The sequence below is a fragment of the Streptomyces sp. NPDC001549 genome, from assembly GCF_042894025.1.
GTDB classification, from domain to species: Bacteria; Actinomycetota; Actinomycetes; order Streptomycetales; family Streptomycetaceae; genus Streptomyces; species Streptomyces kutzneri.
In genome coordinates this window covers 1-15,887 of sequence record NZ_JBIAVJ010000039.1, presented here as the reverse complement: position 1 = coordinate 15,887, position 15,887 = coordinate 1, and the positions used below count along the sequence as shown (strand labels likewise).

The 15,887-nt window shown below is 73.5% G+C and carries 13 protein-coding genes and 1 pseudogene; 6 read left to right on the top strand and 8 right to left on the bottom strand.

The window, feature by feature from the left end:
- The first annotated feature begins 438 nt into the window (after positions 1–438).
- Both ACFY04_RS39630 and ACFY04_RS39625 read left to right on the top strand, forming a co-directional pair.
- Positions 439–990 carry a hypothetical protein gene (locus tag ACFY04_RS39630; RefSeq protein ID WP_389125172.1) on the top strand — a complete coding sequence of 184 codons (552 nt, stop codon included), beginning with the start codon at positions 439–441 and terminating at the stop codon, positions 988–990.
- A 129-nt stretch (positions 991–1,119) separates the two neighbouring features.
- Positions 1,120–2,268: pseudogene (locus ACFY04_RS39625) on the top strand (penicillin acylase family protein); the annotation flags it as partial.
- A 35-nt stretch (positions 2,269–2,303) separates the two neighbouring features.
- Here ACFY04_RS39625 and ACFY04_RS39620 read toward each other — a convergent pair.
- The 3 genes from ACFY04_RS39620 to ACFY04_RS39610 form a co-directional block, all read right to left on the bottom strand.
- Entirely contained in the window at positions 2,304–3,407 is a 1,104-nt protein-coding gene (locus ACFY04_RS39620; RefSeq protein WP_389125170.1) for a calcium:proton antiporter, read from the bottom strand.
- Between the two features lie 235 nt (positions 3,408–3,642).
- Positions 3,643–5,226: an acyl-CoA synthetase gene (locus ACFY04_RS39615; RefSeq protein ID WP_373042445.1), complete on the bottom strand. Its 1,584-nt coding sequence runs from the start codon at positions 5,224–5,226 to the stop codon at positions 3,643–3,645.
- A gap of 5 nt (positions 5,227–5,231) precedes the next feature.
- Positions 5,232–6,347, bottom strand: a complete 1,116-nt coding sequence (locus ACFY04_RS39610) for a nitronate monooxygenase (RefSeq protein WP_389125168.1) — start codon at positions 6,345–6,347, stop codon at positions 5,232–5,234.
- A gap of 417 nt (positions 6,348–6,764) precedes the next feature.
- Here ACFY04_RS39610 and ACFY04_RS39605 point away from each other — a divergent pair, with 417 nt between their 5' ends.
- Positions 6,765–8,696 carry a serine hydrolase gene (locus tag ACFY04_RS39605; RefSeq protein WP_389125166.1) on the top strand — a complete coding sequence of 644 codons (1,932 nt, stop codon included), beginning with the start codon at positions 6,765–6,767 and terminating at the stop codon, positions 8,694–8,696.
- A gap of 22 nt (positions 8,697–8,718) precedes the next feature.
- Here the strand turns inward: ACFY04_RS39605 and ACFY04_RS39600 are convergent, their stop codons facing one another.
- On the bottom strand, positions 8,719–9,093 hold the full coding sequence (locus tag ACFY04_RS39600) for a VOC family protein (protein WP_389125163.1): 375 nt from the start codon (positions 9,091–9,093) through the stop codon (positions 8,719–8,721).
- Entirely contained in the window at positions 9,090–9,617 is a 528-nt protein-coding gene (locus ACFY04_RS39595; RefSeq protein WP_389125160.1) for a hypothetical protein, read from the bottom strand. Before ACFY04_RS39595 ends, ACFY04_RS39600 begins: the two co-directional genes overlap by 4 nt.
- A 192-nt stretch (positions 9,618–9,809) precedes the next feature.
- Between ACFY04_RS39595 and ACFY04_RS39590 the strand changes: the two genes are divergently transcribed.
- Positions 9,810–10,559 (top strand): amidohydrolase family protein, encoded by a 750-nt coding sequence (locus tag ACFY04_RS39590; RefSeq protein ID WP_389125158.1) that lies wholly within the window; start codon positions 9,810–9,812, stop codon positions 10,557–10,559.
- 17 nt (positions 10,560–10,576) lie between these two features.
- Here ACFY04_RS39590 and ACFY04_RS39585 read toward each other — a convergent pair whose 3' ends face one another.
- Positions 10,577–11,983, bottom strand: coding sequence for an alpha/beta hydrolase family protein (locus ACFY04_RS39585; RefSeq protein ID WP_389125155.1), 1,407 nt, complete (start codon positions 11,981–11,983; stop codon positions 10,577–10,579).
- 549 nt (positions 11,984–12,532) lie between these two features.
- Positions 12,533–13,213, bottom strand: coding sequence for a TetR/AcrR family transcriptional regulator (locus ACFY04_RS39580; protein ID WP_389125152.1), 681 nt, complete (start codon positions 13,211–13,213; stop codon positions 12,533–12,535).
- A gap of 97 nt (positions 13,214–13,310) precedes the next feature.
- Between ACFY04_RS39580 and ACFY04_RS39575 the strand changes: the two genes are divergently transcribed.
- Complete coding sequence (locus ACFY04_RS39575; protein WP_389125149.1) at positions 13,311–14,519, top strand: FAD-dependent monooxygenase; 1,209 nt, start codon at positions 13,311–13,313, stop codon at positions 14,517–14,519.
- Between the two features lie 40 nt (positions 14,520–14,559).
- Entirely contained in the window at positions 14,560–15,009 is a 450-nt protein-coding gene (locus ACFY04_RS39570) for a nitroreductase family deazaflavin-dependent oxidoreductase (protein WP_389125146.1), read from the top strand.
- A 105-nt stretch (positions 15,010–15,114) separates the two neighbouring features.
- On the opposite strand, the gene ACFY04_RS39565 is transcribed toward ACFY04_RS39570, so the two are convergent.
- Positions 15,115–15,522, bottom strand: a complete 408-nt coding sequence (locus ACFY04_RS39565) for a PPOX class F420-dependent oxidoreductase (protein ID WP_389125144.1) — start codon at positions 15,520–15,522, stop codon at positions 15,115–15,117.
- Between the last annotated feature and the right edge of the window lie 365 nt (positions 15,523–15,887).

The following is a 15,887-nucleotide window of genomic DNA, read 5'->3' as shown; positions in this document are numbered from 1 at the left end:
GCATCTCGCCGAGACCGGCCACGGTCTGATCACGCCGCTGCCAAACTACTACGCCTTCGACCAGTGCGCTGTCCGCAGGGGAGCCCCCGTGACCGGCTACTACCGGCACGACGGCACCCTTCATCCCACCGGCACGTTCCCGGCCGCGCGCACCTGCCTCGTCGAAGTCCTCCCCAACGGAGACACCGGCGCCCGCCATGCCCTGCCCGACCGGGCCGAACCGGACTTCACGCTCGTCGACGTCCCCTTCCAGATCGGGGCCGAAGGCCCGCAGCCCGCCGCGATACTCCGCGACCGCGTCCACGGCATCGACCTGAGCAGGGCCGCCCTGATCCTCACCGCTTCCAAGGACTCTCCCTGCCCGGGCTGCGCGCAGCCGTCGTCGTCACCCGGAACAAGGGGCTGCTGCAGCATCTTGCCTGCGACCGGTTCGAGTGGATGGCCAGGAGCGGATACCCCGTCGGCGAGGTCGTCATGCTTTTCTACGCCTCCCTCCTCACCGTGGTGGAGGCACCCGTCGAGCAGACGGCCAAGCTTGTCCAGATCGCCCAGGACAGCGTCCGCCGAGCAGGTCTTGTGGCACTCCCCGAGGAGGAGACGTACCGCCGCGTCCGCGACCACCTGACCGTCATGGCCGAACGCTTCCGCCGCAACGCTCACGCACTCGACGGCCCGGGATCCCCCTTGCGGCGCATCCCGGGCATGGAGCCGGCCGCGGGCTACTCCGCGTTCGCCGAACTCAGCACCCCGCAGGAGGGCTTCCTGCCCTGGGTGGCGCGGTGCGGGCGAGCGGGGCTGCAGCTCAACCCGACTGTCGTCCACGGCGGCACCTCCGCAGCCTGGGACGCGCTGTATCCGGACGGCCAGCTCCTGCGGGTCAACCCCTCGGAGACCCCGGTCATCTTTCAGCAGGGTTTAGACATGATCCGCCACCACGCACGCCGTCCCACTCCTGCCCCGGGTCTGCGGAAGGACCGCGCAAGCCCCTGATCGGGTGCCGCACGTCGCCAACAACTCGAACGTGTGAGTTCAAAAGCGACCAGGCAGGAGGCTCTTGCCCCAGACGCCAGGATCGCGTTCACGTTCGAAACATTCGCCCGTCCGGGGCCGATACGGCCCCTGTCGGTCTCCCGGGGCACCCTCACCGAGGCCGACCCGCAGCGGGCCCTGGACGCCGCACGGGCCTCCGGCGCCGAGCAGGTCATCGCCGGACTGCCCGGCCGGTGGGAGGCGTTGCTGTCCAAGCGGTTCCGCGGCGGTCAGGAACTGTCCGCCGGCCAGTGGGCAAAGGTCGCCGTCGCCCGAGGCCTGTACAAGAACGCCCCCGTCCTGCTGCTGGACGAACCGACCGCCAGCATGTACCCCCGCGCCGAGAACTCCAACGACAGCGCCTGGCTGGCCAACGCCGACCGGCCGCTGACGGGCTACGAGCGGATCTGGGGCAGCGTCGCCACCCCGCGCTCGCTGCGCACGCGTGGCGCGGTGGAGGACGTGTCCGCGATGGCCGCGAGGGGCCGGCTGACCGTGGCCGACCTGCAGAAGCAGCAGTTCGCGAACCGGGTGCCGGCCGGTGATCTGGCGGCGGCGGACGCGGCGAAGGCGTGCGCCGCCCTGCCGGGCGGGACGGCGACGGCGAGCGACGGCGGTGCGGTGGACGTCTCGGCGGCCTGCGGGGCTCTGGCGGGCTGGGACCGTACGACCGACGGCACCAGCCGCGGCGCGCTGCTCTTCGACCGGTTCTGGCGCAGGCTGACGGCATCGACCCCGGCCAAGGACCTGTGGCTGGTGCCGTTCTCGGCGGCCGACCCGGTACGCACCCCCCGTACGCTCAACCAGGCGGCGCCCGGCATCGGGCGGGCGCTCGCGGACGCGGTGGCGGAGCTGAAGGCGGCCGGGATCGCGCTGGACGCCCCGCTGGGTGAGCACCAGTTCGTGGTCCGGGGCGGCCGCAGGCTGCCGGTGGGCGGCGGTACGGAGGCGCTCGGCGTGTGGAACAAGACCGAGGCACCGTGGAACGCCGCGGCCGGCGGCTACCCGGAGGTCACGCACGGGTCCAGCCACATCCAGGCGGTCGGCTGGGACGGCGGCCGCTGCCCGGTGGCGCGCACCCTGCTGACGTACAGCCAGTCCTCGAACCCGCTCTCGCCGTACTACGCCGACCAGACCCGGATGTACTCCGAGGAGCGCTGGGTCACGGCACGTTTCTGCGAGCGGGACATCCTCACGTCGCCGAAGCTGAAGGTGGTCCTGGTGCGCGAATGGCGCTGATCACCTCCTGCGCCCCCCTTCCTGGCCCCGGCCGCTCACGGGCTGACGGCCAGGAAGAGGTACGCGGCCAGCACCACGATGTGCACGCCGCCCTGGAGCAGCGTGGCCCGCCCCGGGACGATGGTGAGGGCGCTGACCACGACGGTGAGGGCGAGCAGCACCATGTGGATCGGGCCGAGGCCGAGCAGGAGCGGGCCGGAGAGCCAGATCGAGGCGAGGGCGATCGCCGGGATGGTCAGGCCGATGCTGGCGATGGCGGATCCGTAGGCCAGGTTGAGGCTGGTCTGCACGCGGTCGCGGCGGGCGGCCCGGACGGCGGCGAGGGTCTCGGGCAGCAGGACGAGCAGGGCGATGATCACACCGACGACCGCCTGGGGCAGGCCGGCGGCCGCGACGGCCCGCTCGATGGTCGGGGAGACGGCCTTGGCGTCGCCGACCACGGCGACGAGCGCGATCAGCAGCAGGCCGAGGCTGATGAGGGCGGCGCGGGCGGTGGGCGGCTCCGCGTGGTCCTCGCCGCCGCCGGGCCCCTGCCCGGTGTCCACGGGCAGGAAATAGCTGCGGTGACGGACCGTCTGGACGGCCACGAAGAGCCCGTACAGGGCGAGCGAGGCGACGGCGGCGAAGGTGAGCTGCGCGGTGGAGAACTCCGGGCCCGGTTTGCTGGTGGTGAAGGTCGGCAGGACCAGGCTGAGGGTGGCCAGGGTCGCGACGGTGGCGAGGGCCGCACCGGATCCCTCGGGGTTGAACACGGCGACCCGGTTGCGCAGGGCGCCGACGAGCAGGGACAGGCCGACGATGCCGTTGCAGGTGATCATGACGGCGGCGAAGACCGTGTCCCGGGCCAGGGAGGCGGTCTTGTCACCGCCGTCGGCCATCAGGGTGACGATGAGCGCCACCTCGATCACGGTGACCGCAACGGCGAGGACGAGGGAGCCGAAGGGCTCTCCGACCCGGTAGGCGACGACCTCGGCGTGGTGGACGGCCGCCAGGACCGCGCCCGCGAGGCAGAGCGCGACCAGCGCCACCGCGAAGCCGGGCAGGTCCCGGCCCCAGCTGAAGACGAGCGCGACCAGCGCCACCACGGGGACCACCACGGTCCAGTCGGTCAGGGGAGATCTGCGCGTAGTCGTACTCATATCAGCCAAGTTGCCAGAAGTGTCCCACCGGTGCGGGGCAAGGCGCGCCTCCGGGGCCTTGACGTGGCTTTTCTCACGACATCGCGCGGCGTGGCGGGCACGGGATGCGCGGCCGGAGCGGCACGGCGCCGGACCCCGAGCTGCTGGTCAGCGGCTTCCTGCTGCAGGATGCCGACCGGGCGCGGCTCTACCTCGACCGGACCACCGGCCCGGCGGTGAGGCCCGGCGGCCGGCGTCACAGCGGCCGGGCGTGCCCCTCCCAGTACGGGTCGCGCAGCCGCCGCTTGTAGAGCTTGCCGTTCGGGTCGCGTGGCATCGTCTCGATGAAGTCGACCGTCTTGGGGCGCTTGTAGCCGGCGAGCTGCCGCTCGCAGTGGTGCAGGATCTCCGCGGCCAGGGCGTCGCCCGCGACGAAGCCCTCGGCCGGTTCGACGACCGCCTTGACCTGCTCGCCCCAGTCGGCGTGCGGGATGCCGAAGGCGGCGGCGTCCGCGACGGCCGGGTGGGTGAGCAGGGCCGATTCGATCTCTGCCGGGTAGATGTTGACCCCGCCCGAGATGATCATGTCGATCTTGCGGTCGCGGAGGAAGAGGTAGCCCTCCTCGTCCATCAGCCCCAGGTCTCCGACCGTGAAGAAGTCGCCGATCCGGTTCTTCCTCGTCTTGCCCTCGTCCTTGTGGTAGCTGAAGCCGCCGGTGTTCATCTTGAGGTAGACGGTGCCCAGTTCCCCGGCGGGCAGCCGGTTGCCGTCGTCGTCGAAGATGGCGAGTTCGCTGATCGGCCAGGCCTTGCCGACGGTTCCCGGCTTCTTCAGCCAGTCCTCGGCGGTCGCGAAGGCGCCGCCGCCCTCGCTGGCCGCGTAGTACTCCTCCACGCAGCGGCCCCACCAGTCGATCATCGCCCGTTTGACGTGGTCGGGGCAGGGCGCGGCGCCGTGGATGGCATGCCGCATCGAGGAGACGTCGTACGCGTCCTTCGTCTCCTGCGGGAGGGCGAGGAGGCGGTGGAACTGGGTCGGCACCATGTGGGTGTGGGTGCAGGCGTGGCCGTCGATCAGGCGGAGCATCTCCTGCGGCGTCCACTTGTCCATCAGGACCAGCGGGTGCCCGATGTGCAGGGCGGCGCCCGCGAATTGGAGGACGGCGGTGTGGTAGAGCGGCGAGCAGACCAGGTGGACGTTGCCGTCGAAGGGCCGGATGCCGAAGATGCCGAGGAAGCCGCCCAGGTACGTCTCCTCCGGGAGCTTGCCGGGAAGCGGGCGGCGGATGCCGCGCGGGCGGCCCGTGGTCCCGGAGGTGTAGTTCATGACCCAGCCCAGCGTGCGGCCCTCGGGGACGGTCGCGGGCTGCCCGTCGAGGAGCTGCGCGTACGGCCGGAAGCCCGCGACCGCTCCGACGGCGTAGCGGTGGCTCGCGGGCAGATCGGCCTCGTCGGCGGCGGCGGTGGCGGCGTCGGCGAAGCGCTCGTGGGCGATGAGGACCTTGGCTCCGGAGTCGGAGACGATCCAGGCGATCTCGGGGCCGACGAGGTGGTGGTTGACGGGGACGAGGTAGAAGCCCGCCTGGGAGGCGGCCAGGTAGGCGGTGAGGAACTCGACGCCGTTGGGGAGGACGACGGCGAAGACGTCGCCCTTCTCCAGGCCGGCGGCGCGCAGGCCGTGGACGAGGCGGTTGACGTCGGCGTGCAGCCGGCCGGCGCTCCATTCCTCGCCCTCGGGGGTCACCAGGACGGCGCGCCCGGGGTCGGCGGCGGCCTGGGCCCAGAAGCCGTTGGGCGGCTGCCGGTCGGCGGTGGGGGTCGTGGACGTCGTCGCGGTCATGGCACTCACGCCTCTCGGACTCGGCCGGCGATGCGGTTGATGCGGTCGATCGCCCTCTCGAACCCGCTGGTGAGGTCGTCGAAGACGGCTTGGACGCTGCGTTCCTCGGTCATCCGTCCGACGATCTGGCCGACGGGGGTGCCGAGCAGCGGCTGGATCTCGTACTTCTGGATCCGGGAGACGGCTTCGGCGACGAGCAGGCCCTGGAGCGGCATGGGGAGCGCACCGGGGCCGGCCGGGTCGTCCCAGGCGTCGGTCCATTCGGTGCGCAGCTGGCGGGCGGGCTTGCCGGTGAGGGCGCGGGAGCGGACGGTGTCGCCGGAGCCGGCGGCGAGCAGTTTCCCGGTGAGGGCGCGCGAGTGGAGGTCGGCCTCGGTGGTGGTGAGCCAGAGCGAGCCGAGCCAGGCGCCCTGGGCGCCGAGGGCGAGGCCGGCGGCGATCTGCTCGCCGCTGCCGATGCCGCCGGCGGCGAGGACCGGGAGGGGGGCGACGGCCTCGACGATCTCGGGGACCAGGACCATGGTGGCGATGTCGCCGGTGTGGCCGCCGGCCTCGTAGCCCTGGGCGACGACGATGTCGATGCCGGCTTCGGCGTGGCGGCGGGCGTGCTTGGCGCTGCCGGCGAGGGCGGCGACGAGGACGCCGTGGCCGTGGGCGCGCGCGATGACGTCGGCGGGCGGGGAACCGAGGGCGTTCGCCAGGAGTTTGATGGGGTAGTCGAAGGCGACGTCGAGCTGGTTCCGGGCGACCTGCTCCATCCAGCCGGTGATCCGCCAGCCGGAGGCCTCGCCCTCGGCGAGCTCGGGCACGTGGTGCTTGGCGAGGGTGTCGCGGACGAAGGCGCGGTGCGCGGCCGGGATCATCGCCTCGATGTCGGCTTCGCCGATGCCGTCGACGGCCTTCTTGGCGGGCATGACGACGTCGAGGCCGTAGGGCTTGCCGTCGGTGTGCGCCTGCATCCAGTCGAGGTCATGCCTCAGGTCGTCGGGGGCCGTGTAGCGGACCGCGCCGAGTACTCCGAAACCGCCCGCACGGGTGATGGCGGCGGCGACCGCCGGGAAGGGCGTGAAGCCGAAGATGGCGTGCTCGACTCCCAGTTTCTTGCTCAGCTCCGTCTCCATGGGCGGCAGGATGCCGCAGCCCGGCGGTCGAGGGAAGAGATTTTCTGATGCAGTGTCAGATTCTTTACGGGTCGGTCGGTGCGGAGGGTGCCCGGTGGGCGGGCAGATACCCACTAGCGTGCGGATCGCCCGCGGCGCGCTCGGCGGATCCGGGGGCCGGGGCCGGTTCGCCTGCGGCGCGCTCGGCGGTTCCGGGGCCCGGACCCCGGGCGGTGCCCTGGGCGGTGACGCCGCAGGCGGTCGGCGGGCAGTCCAGCCCCGTCGGCGTGTGAGGTGCGGAACCCGGGGCGGAGCGCCGGGAGACGGCACCGCAGGCCGGGGCCATCCCAGCCCCGTCGGCGTTGGAGGCCCGGGGGCCGGGGCGGAGCCCTGGGAGACGGCGCCGCAGGTGGACAGCGGACAGGAGGGCGGACGGACATGACAGTACGCACGGGGGCTTACGGCGTGGCGGGCGGAGAAGCGCGGCCCGCACAGGCCGCAACGGGCGGGCCCGAGAAGACAGGCGGCGGGCCCGGGAGGACAAGCGGCCGGCCCGAGAGGACAAGCGGCCGGCCCGGGGCAGCCGGTGGCGGGTTGACGCGGCGACGGCTCGGGGCGCGGCTGCTCGCCCTGGGCGGGGTGCTCGCCCTGCACGCCGCACTCCCCGGCTCCGCGGGCGCCGCGGGCGGCCCGGCCGAGCGGCGCGCGCTCCAGGGCCTGCGGCTGCGGTACGGATCCGCCCGCCAGGCCGGGTTGCTGGAGAAGCACCTGGAGGCGGTGGCGGACGAGGCCCGGCGCTTCCTGGGCCCCTCCCCCGAACACCCCTACTACGCGGGGGCGGTGGTCCTCGCCGGCCGGGGCCGCACCATCGCCCTGCACCGCGCCATGGGGTACGCGGTGCGGTACGCGGACTACGACGGACGGGCCGACCGGGTCCGGGAGTTCCCGGCGGCCGAACGGATCGCGATGGCCGAGGACACCGTCTTCGACCTGGCCTCGCTGACCAAGCTGTTCACCTCCATCCTGGCCGTGCAGCAGATGGAGCGCGGGCGCCTGGAACTGGAGGCTCCGGTGTGCCGGTACCTGCCGGAGTTCACCGGCGGCGGCAAGGAGATCATCACGGTCCGTCAGCTGCTCACTCACACCTCGGGGTTGCGCTCCTGGGCGCCCTTCTACCAGGAGTCCACGCGGGAGGGGCGGCTGAGGCTGCTGTGGTCGGTGCGGCCGCAGGAGACCCCCGGGACCGTCTACCGGTATTCCGACCTCAACCTCATCGCGCTGCAACTGCTCCTGGAACGGATCACCGGTCGCACTCTGGATGTCCTGCTCCGCGACGAGATCACCGCTCCGCTCGGGATGCACCGCACTCGTTACAACCCACCGCTCTCCTGGCGCCGGGTCACCGCCGCCACCGAGGTGCAGCGCCCGCCCTGGTCCGGCCTGGACCGCGGGCTGGTGTGGGGCGAGGTCCACGACGAGAACGCCTACGCGCTCGGCGGCGTCGCGGGCCACGCGGGGGTTTTCGGCACCGCCTGGGATCTGGCCGTCCTCGCCCGCGCCCTCCTAGACGGCGGGGTCTACGCGGGCAAGCGCATCCTGCGCCCCGCCTCCGTCGAGCTGCTCTTCACCGACTACAACACGGCCTTCCCCGGCGACGACCACGGTCTCGGCTTCGAGCTCTACCAGCACTGGTACATGGGCGCCATGGCCACCCCGCACTCCGCCGGGCACACCGGCTTCACCGGCACCTCCCTGGTCCTCGACCCTTCCACCGACTCGTTCCTGATCCTGCTCGGCAACTCCGTCCACCCCGTGCGGACCTGGCGGGCCGGCAGCGCGCCACGGGTCGCGGTCGGCAACCGCTTCGCCCGCGCCGTCCCGGTCCGCACCCGGCACGGCGGCGCGGCCTGGTTCTCCGGCATCCAGGCGGGTGCCTCGGGCACCCTCACGCTGCCGCCGCTCGGCCCGGCCACGGCCGCCGCCCGGCTGCGCTGCGCCGTGTGGTGGGACACCGTGCCCGGCGAGGGCGCCCTGCACCTGGAGGCCTCCGCCGACGGGGAGCACTGGGAGGCACTGCCCTTCAGCACGCTGCGGTCCACCGGCGGCACACCCGAGCAGTGGCCGCGGGGCTCCGTGAGCGGCTGGTCGGGCCGCGTCTGGCACCGTCTCGAAGCCCCCCTCACGGCCGCCTGGGCGGGACGCGAGGTACGGCTGCGCTTCCGCCACACCGCGACCGGCCGCTACGTAGGACGCGGGGCCTACGTGGACGTGGTCCGCGTGGCGGAACCGGGCCGCCTGCTCTTCGCGGAGGACCGCCCCGCCGACGCCGACCGCATCGAGGCCATCGGCTGGACCCGGTCGGCGGACTGACCTCCCCGACCGCCCACGTGGCTCAGTGCCGGACGAGACAGAAGGGATGCCCCGCCGGGTCCGCGTAGACCCTCCAGCCGCGCCCGTCCGAGCCGTCGAGCAGCGTCCCGCCGGCCGCCAGCACCTCCTCCTGCGCCCGGTCCAGGTCCGGGACGCCGAGGTCCAGGTGGAACTGCTGCGGCCGGGTGGGGTCGGGCCAGCGCGGCGGCACGTGGTCCAGGGCCTGCTGGAAGGCGAGGACCGGACCCGAGGGCGTGTGGAGCGTCGCCCAGCTCTCGTCGAGCGACCAGCGCCGGTCCGGCTGGTTGACGTTCCCGCCCAGCAGGGACCGGTAGAACTCGGCGAGCGACTGCGGCTCGGGACAGTCCAGGACCACGCATTGCAGTTCAGCGATCATGATCGAATCCTAGGGGTGTCTTGTCGACCGGGCCTGATCAGGGGCTGCCGGGCGGCGCCGGCCGGCCAGACGACCTCCACCGGCATCCCCTGCGCGCGGGCCGTCGCCACGGCGTCGGCCGTCCCGCCCCGCCTGCCGCCCGGCCCTCCGTCCCAGACCGCGACCAGGAGCTCGGCCCGGCCGAGCAGCAGCCGGTTGGCAGCTGCGTAGGCGGGCGCACCCGCCCTTCGGTACGGCATGACCTTCACCTCGGCGGCTGCCCGCAGAAGGCGGTCGAACGCGACGGCGTGCGGTCCCTCCGGCATGCGCGCGCGGTAGTCGGCCGAGGGGAGAACCGCCACCAGCCGCCCGCCCCGCGCGAGAACGGCATCCCCGAAGACCGTGTCCGCGCTGGCGGCCAGGCAGGAGATTCCGGTGAGCTCCGCGGCCGGGTAGCGGGCGAGCAGCGGGAGCAGCGCCCCTGCGACCAGGGGAAGGCTCGCCCCGGTGAGGTTCGCATGGCCCGTCACCGCAATGGTCGCCATGGCACCGCTGCTCCGCATCGAAGGATCGGCATCGAGGCCGCCGGGCGGCGACGTTCCCATCATGCAGAGCCGGGACGGCCCCGGCCACGGATTTCCGGCCCGCCCGGACCGTGGCGCGCAATGCACGACGGTCGCGCTCCGCGGGTGGAGTATCGGTCCGACACCACCGACACCACCGACAGGAGCGGCCCGGTGCCCCGACAGCCCTTCTTCGACGCCCATTTCCACATCGTCGATCCGCGCTTCCCGCTGTTCGAGAACGACGGCTTCCTGCCCGGGGAGTTCACCGTCGAGCAGTACCGCGCCCGCACCCAGGACCTGGGGTTGGTGGGCGGCGCGGTGGTGTCCGGCTCATTCCAGCGCTTCGACCAGGGGTTTCTGCTCGACGCCCTCGACCGGTTGGGCCCCGGCTATGTCGGGGTCACCCAGATCCCGCACGACCTCCCGGACCGGCGGATCACCGAGCTCGCCGAACGGCGCGTGCGCGGTGTGCGGTTCAACCTCCGGCGCGGCGGGTCGGCAGGCCTGGAACACCTCGACCGGCTCGCCCGACGGGTCTTCGCGGTGGCCGGCCTGCACACCGAGCTGTACGTCGACGCCCGCGACCTCCCCGCCGTCGCCGGAACGCTGGCCGCTCTCCCCGCGGTCAGCATCGACCACCTGGGCCTGCACGCCGACGGACTCCCCCACCTGCTGGCGCTGGTCGAGCGCGGGGTGAAGGTGAAGGCGACGGGGTTCGGCCGGGTCGAGCTCGATGTGCGCGAGACCGTCCGCGCCGTGCTCGACGTCGACCCGACCGCCCTGATGGCGGGATCGGACCTCCCCTCGACCCGGGCGCGGCGTCCCTTCGCCGACGCCGATCTCGACCTGCTGGCGGAAGCCGCCGGACCGCACGGCGGCGCCGTCTTCCACGACAACGCCGCCGCGTTCTACCGCGTGTGAGACCGCGGGGCCGTCCGTCAGCGGTCCAGGAGCGTCTTCTGGAGCCAGTCGAAGACGACCTCGCAGTGCAGCTGCGGGGCCATGGGGGAACAGTGCAGCTGTGCGCCCTGGGCCGCCGTCAGTTTCAGGTAGTCCTTGGGCGAGGTGAGCGCGTCGTACATGCGGCGTGGCTGGCCGGGGTAGAATTGCTCGCCCTCGTAGTCCAGCACCAGGGTGGGGGCCTTGATCCGGCCGACGACATCGGTGATGGTCAACGCCTGGATCCGGGTGGCGGGGGTGTAGAAGTCGGTGAACAGCTTTCCCTGACGGGCTTCGAGCATGGCGGGGATGGAGAACGGCTCGAAGCGCTTCTTCATCACGTCGGCCGCGTCCGGCGGCAGTTCGGGGACGACCTCCTTGTTCCAGATGTCGTTCGTCTCCTGCTTGTCGGGGGTGAGGATCTTCCGGATCTCGGGCGGGAAGCCCAGCCACGGCTCCACGCAGCCCGGCATGGCCACCAGCGCGGCGATCCGGGTCTCGAACGCCGCCGCCCTCGGGGCGAGGTCCCCCGCCATGCTCAGACCCGTGAGGGCGATCTTGTCCGGGTCCACGTCGGAGCGGGCCGACAGCCAGTCGACGAGGGGCGTGACGACCTTCTCCCAGGTGGGTGTGAAGACCACCTGGTCCACGAAGAGCAGCTGCCCCTGGCCCGGCCCGTCGTAGACGAGCGCGTTCCAGCCCCGGTCCAGTGCGGCGGGGACCCCGTAGGTCCACATGTCCACGTTCTGGCCGTCGCTGCCGTTGGTGAGGATCACCGTCGGGCGCTGGGTGCCGGAGGTGTCCGGGCGGAAGAACCACACCGGCAGCGGCGTGGCGCCGTAGGGCACGTTCGCCTTCACCGGGGCGGGATCGCACAGGCCGCAGAAGGTGTCCCAGGCCCCGCGCCCCGCCTTGTACAGCTGTTCCTCGCTGCCCGGGTCGTCCGAGCCGAGGACGAAGAACAGCGCCTGACCGTAGTACTGGGCGGCGCGCAGCGCCCGGAACCGCTTGGTCTGGGCGTCGGCCGGGGCACCCGGGGGTGCCTCCAGGAGCTGGTCGCCGAGTGCGCGGAAGGTCTGCACGTACGTCTGGGCGGTCAGACCGGCGCCGTTGATCGCGTTCACCGCCGTGAGGACCTCGCCGACCTCGGCGGCGCCGGCGCCCGAGCCGCCCAGCGCGAGGAGCCCGTTGAAGTTGTACGCCGGGTCCTTGAACAGGGTCATCGCGCCCGGGGTGAGGCCGCCCGCTGCCGCGGTGGGTGGGGCGGAGCCGCTGCTGGTCGCTGCCGCCGGAGCGCCGGGGGCGCCGCCGCGGGTGCAGCCCGCCGCGAGGGCGGCACCAGCCCCGGCGGTGAGCAGGGCACGACGGGTGGGGCCGGAGTGCTGCTCACCGGATATGCGGTTCATGCCATCGGAACGTAGCCCCGACGCGGCGCGGCGACCTCCCGTCCCGTCCGGCGCGGAGCGCGCCCGGCACCCGGCCCCGTCCCCGACGGGGCCCTGAACCGGCAGGTCACGGGCGTGCGTCCCGACCTGTACGCGCGGACCTCCGGACGCCGCCCGCCTTGCGCCGGTCGGGCGACGTGGGCCCCGACCGGCCGGGGGGGGAAGGCCGATCGGGGCGGGCCCCGGCCGACCGGGGGGGGAGGCCGGCCAGGGCGTATCGGGAGGGGGGACATTCAGCCCCTGCCCGCACCACGTATGGATTGAACGGTCAACCACCCCGGGAGGTTCCCGGCCCCCGCCCCGACCCCGCCCCGACCCCGGCCCGGCCCCCGGCACCGAGCTCGCCATCCCGTGCCGGCCCGGAACGTCCTACGCTGAAAAGCGGCGGCCGAACCGGCGAGCGGCCCGCGGCCGCCCCCGTGGGCACCTGCCCCTCCCCCACTGCGCAGGTGCCCACCACGGCTTCGTACCGCGGTGCGACGGCCCGAAGGACCCCCGGCGCCCTTCGGGTCAGGCCGGGCGGGCGAGGACCGCGTCGAGCATCCGCCGGGTGACGGAGGTCAGTTCGGCGAGGTCCGGGGCCGGGCGGGAGCGGGCGAGGGCGCCGGCCAGCCGGTCGTAGAGGAGCCCGTCCGTCCACGCGACCAGCAGTTCGGCGGCCTCCTCGGGCCGCTGCGCGCCGAGGGCGGCGAGGATGCCCGCGGCGCGGGCCCGGGCCCCTTGACCCGCCCGGTGGAAGTCCGCCTCCAGTTCGGGATTGCGGGCCGCCTCGAGGCTGAGCTCGAAGCGGGCCAGCTGGCGCGCGCGGCCCACGGTCAGCCAGCGGTGCAGCAGCCCGGCCAGCGCGGACGCGGCCGTCTCCCGGTCCGCCGTCGGGGGCGCGGGCGGGCCCTCGGACACGAGAGCGCCCCCGAGGCCACCGAGGCCACCGACGCCCTCGCGGTCACCGCGGTCACCGAGGCCACCGATATCGCCCAGGTCCAGCTCGGCCAGCCGCTGGTAGCAGGCCCCGATCAGCGCCGTCCTCGTACGGAAGTAGTACGAGGTGCTCCCGGCCGGCAGCCCGGCCGCACCGTCGACCGCGCGGTGGGTCAGGCCCCGGAGCCCGGTGGCGGCGACGAGGTCGATCGCGGTGTCGGCGATCAGCGTTCTGCGATCCGCGGCGGGCGGGCTCTTGCGAGGGGTGGACATCGGCCCACTCTACAGCTGTAGAGTGATGTCATCGGACTCTACACATGTAGAGGATCGGCCGGAGGAGTACCGAGGAAGAGGAAGCGGGGGACTCGTCATGTCGGCAGTTCAGCGTCACGCGGTCGTGGCAGGCGCGGGGATCGGCGGGCTCACCGCGGCCGTGGCCCTGCACCGCCACGGCTGGCGGGTCACCGTGTGCGAGCGGGCGGCCGGGCCGACCGCGGTCGGCGCCGGGATCGTGCTCGCCCCCAACGCCCTGCGCGCCTTCGACACCATCGGCTTCGACATCACCCGCGCCGCGGGCCGCGCCGTCCCCGCCGCGATGGGCCTGCGCCGCCCGGACGGCCGCTGGCTCAGCCGCGCCGACACCGCCGCGCCGGCCGCCCGCTTCGGCGGCCCGCCGCTCGCCCTGCACCGTTCGGCGCTGGCCGACGCCCTGGCCGCCGCCCTCCCCGCCACGGCGATCCGCTACGGCGTCGCCGTCACCTCGGTGGACGACGCCGACGGCTCCCCGGTGGTCCGTACCGACGCCGGCGACCTCGACGGCGCCGACCTGGTCATCGCCGCCGACGGCATCCACAGCCCGCTGCGCCGCCGGTACTTCCCGGACCACCCCGGCCTCCACCACAGCGGCGAGACGGCCTGGCGCACGGTCCTGCCCGCCGCCGCGAGCCTCGCCGGGACGGCGACCGCCGAGACCTGGGGCCGCGGCGAACGCTTCGGTGTGGTCCCGCTCGCCGACGGCCGGATCTATCTCTACGCCACCGCGGTCGTCCCCGCCGGCCACCGTCCCGCCGACGTCCGCGCCGAACTCCTGCGCCGCTACGGCACCTGGCACGACCCGATCCCGGCCCTGCTGGAGCGGATCGATCCGGCGGCCGTGCTCCAGCACGACCTGTACGACCTGGCCGCCCCGCTCCCCCGCTTCCACCACGGGCGCCTGGCCTGGCTCGGCGACGCCGCCCACGCCATGACCCCCAACCTGGGCCAGGGCGGCTGCCAGGCCGTCGAGGACGCCGCGGTCCTCGGTCATCTGCTGGCAGACACCGGCACCGAGGACGTCCCGGCCGCCCTCGCCGCCTACAGCGCGGCCCGCTGCGCGCGCACCGACGCCATCCGCGTCCGGGCCCGCCGGGCGGGCCGGGTCGCCGCCCTCACCCACCCCCTCGCCGTGGCCGTCCGCGACCTCGCCGTCCGTGCCACCCCGGCCCGGGCCACGGAACGGGCGATGGCTGCGCTGTTCGACGGATTCGCGCTCCCGGACGGAATGGACCCCGTGCCCGCGGGCGTTGCCACTCGTTGGTGAGGTTCGCTGACTGTTTCGATGCGAAGGCAGGCGGAGTCACATGACGACCGACATCGACTGGGACCACCCGACCGACCCCAGCGAGGGGACCTGGCAGCTGGACCACGTCAAGCTGTACGCGGGCTCGGGCGGCTCCGAGGGCCAGTACTGGAACGGCACCCAGACCCTCCTGCTGACCACCCTGGGCCGGGTGTCCGGCAAGCCCGTGCGGACCCCGCTCATCTACGGCGAGGCCGAAGGCGCCTACCTGGTCGTCGCGTCCAAGGGCGGCGACCCCGCGCACCCGCTCTGGTACCGGAACCTCTCCGAGCACCCCACGGTCCGCATCCAGGTCGGCCCGAAGATCATGCAGGGCACGGCCCGTACCGCCACCCCCGAGGAACGCGCCGCGTACTGGCCGGTGATGGTCGGGCACTGGCCCGCGTACGACGAGTACCAGACCAAGACGGACCGCGAGATCCCGATCGTCGTCATCGAACCCACCGGATGACCACGGCGGCCCGGGACATGGCCGGGCCGCACGTCGGCGGGCCGGTGCGCACACCGCCGGACGGGCCCACGGGAGTCCTCCTCCCGCCGGCCCGTCCGGCGTACGTCAGATCGAGCCGACGACCTTGCGCGGGGTGACGCGGACGACCACGCGCTGGGCGTCGTCCTTCGACGCCGGGTTGAAGTCCGCGTACTCCTTGCCCGTGTACTTGCGCGACAGTGCGTCGATCAGCTCTGTGCCGCCCTCCGTGGTCAGTTCGGCGGTGCCGCGGACCTCGGCGTAGGTGTAGGGCGCGTCCGCCGGGTTGATCATGACCGTGATCCGCGGGTCCTCGCGCAGGTTCTTCTCCTTGCGGCGGCCGACCGTCGTGGAGACGAGCAGGTCGTCGCCGTCCCGGGTGAGCCAGGTGATCGACAGCTGCGGGCTGCCGTCCGGCTGGATCGTGGCCACGGTCGCGAAGACCGGGCTGTCGTCGATGAGTTTCTTCAGGTCGTCGGAGAGTGCGGCGGACACGGGGCGGTTCCTTCCCTCGGCTGACTGCCGTCCCCGGGCCGACTGGCCTCGGAGGGGACCGGCAACGGACAGCCTGCAAAACCGCTGCCGTCCCGGGCAAGTTCCGCCGCCCCCGTGGCGCCCCGCGCGCCGCGGCGCCGGACACCCCCGATTCCGGGTCGTGGCCGGGCCGACGCGCCCGGCCCGGCGGGCGGAGGGGGTGCGCACGATCCACCCGTCCGGCCGAGTCCGGACGCCGCGGGCCTTACCGACGCCACTTTGACGACAGGACCTAGTCTTCTGAGTCGGGAATTCTGTTCAGATAACTGGCGAGGCGTTCGAGGATCTCGTCTGCGGTCTTGGTCCAGACGTAGGGCTTGGGGTCG

Coding starts and splice junctions, on each gene's coding strand:
- ACFY04_RS39630 (WP_389125172.1), top strand. CDS start 439: ATGGCCAGGAGCGGATACCCCGTCGGCGAGGTCGTCATGCTTTTCTAC.
- ACFY04_RS39620 (WP_389125170.1), bottom strand. CDS start 3,407: ATGAGTACGACTACGCGCAGATCTCCCCTGACCGACTGGACCGTGGTG.
- ACFY04_RS39615 (WP_373042445.1), bottom strand. CDS start 5,226: ATGACCGCGACGACGTCCACGACCCCCACCGCCGACCGGCAGCCGCCC.
- ACFY04_RS39610 (WP_389125168.1), bottom strand. CDS start 6,347: ATGGAGACGGAGCTGAGCAAGAAACTGGGAGTCGAGCACGCCATCTTC.
- ACFY04_RS39605 (WP_389125166.1), top strand. CDS start 6,765: ATGACAGTACGCACGGGGGCTTACGGCGTGGCGGGCGGAGAAGCGCGG.
- ACFY04_RS39600 (WP_389125163.1), bottom strand. CDS start 9,093: ATGATCGCTGAACTGCAATGCGTGGTCCTGGACTGTCCCGAGCCGCAG.
- ACFY04_RS39595 (WP_389125160.1), bottom strand. CDS start 9,617: ATGGCGACCATTGCGGTGACGGGCCATGCGAACCTCACCGGGGCGAGC.
- ACFY04_RS39585 (WP_389125155.1), bottom strand. CDS start 11,983: ATGAACCGCATATCCGGTGAGCAGCACTCCGGCCCCACCCGTCGTGCC.
- ACFY04_RS39580 (WP_389125152.1), bottom strand. CDS start 13,213: ATGTCCACCCCTCGCAAGAGCCCGCCCGCCGCGGATCGCAGAACGCTG.
- ACFY04_RS39575 (WP_389125149.1), top strand. CDS start 13,311: ATGTCGGCAGTTCAGCGTCACGCGGTCGTGGCAGGCGCGGGGATCGGC.
- ACFY04_RS39570 (WP_389125146.1), top strand. CDS start 14,560: ATGACGACCGACATCGACTGGGACCACCCGACCGACCCCAGCGAGGGG.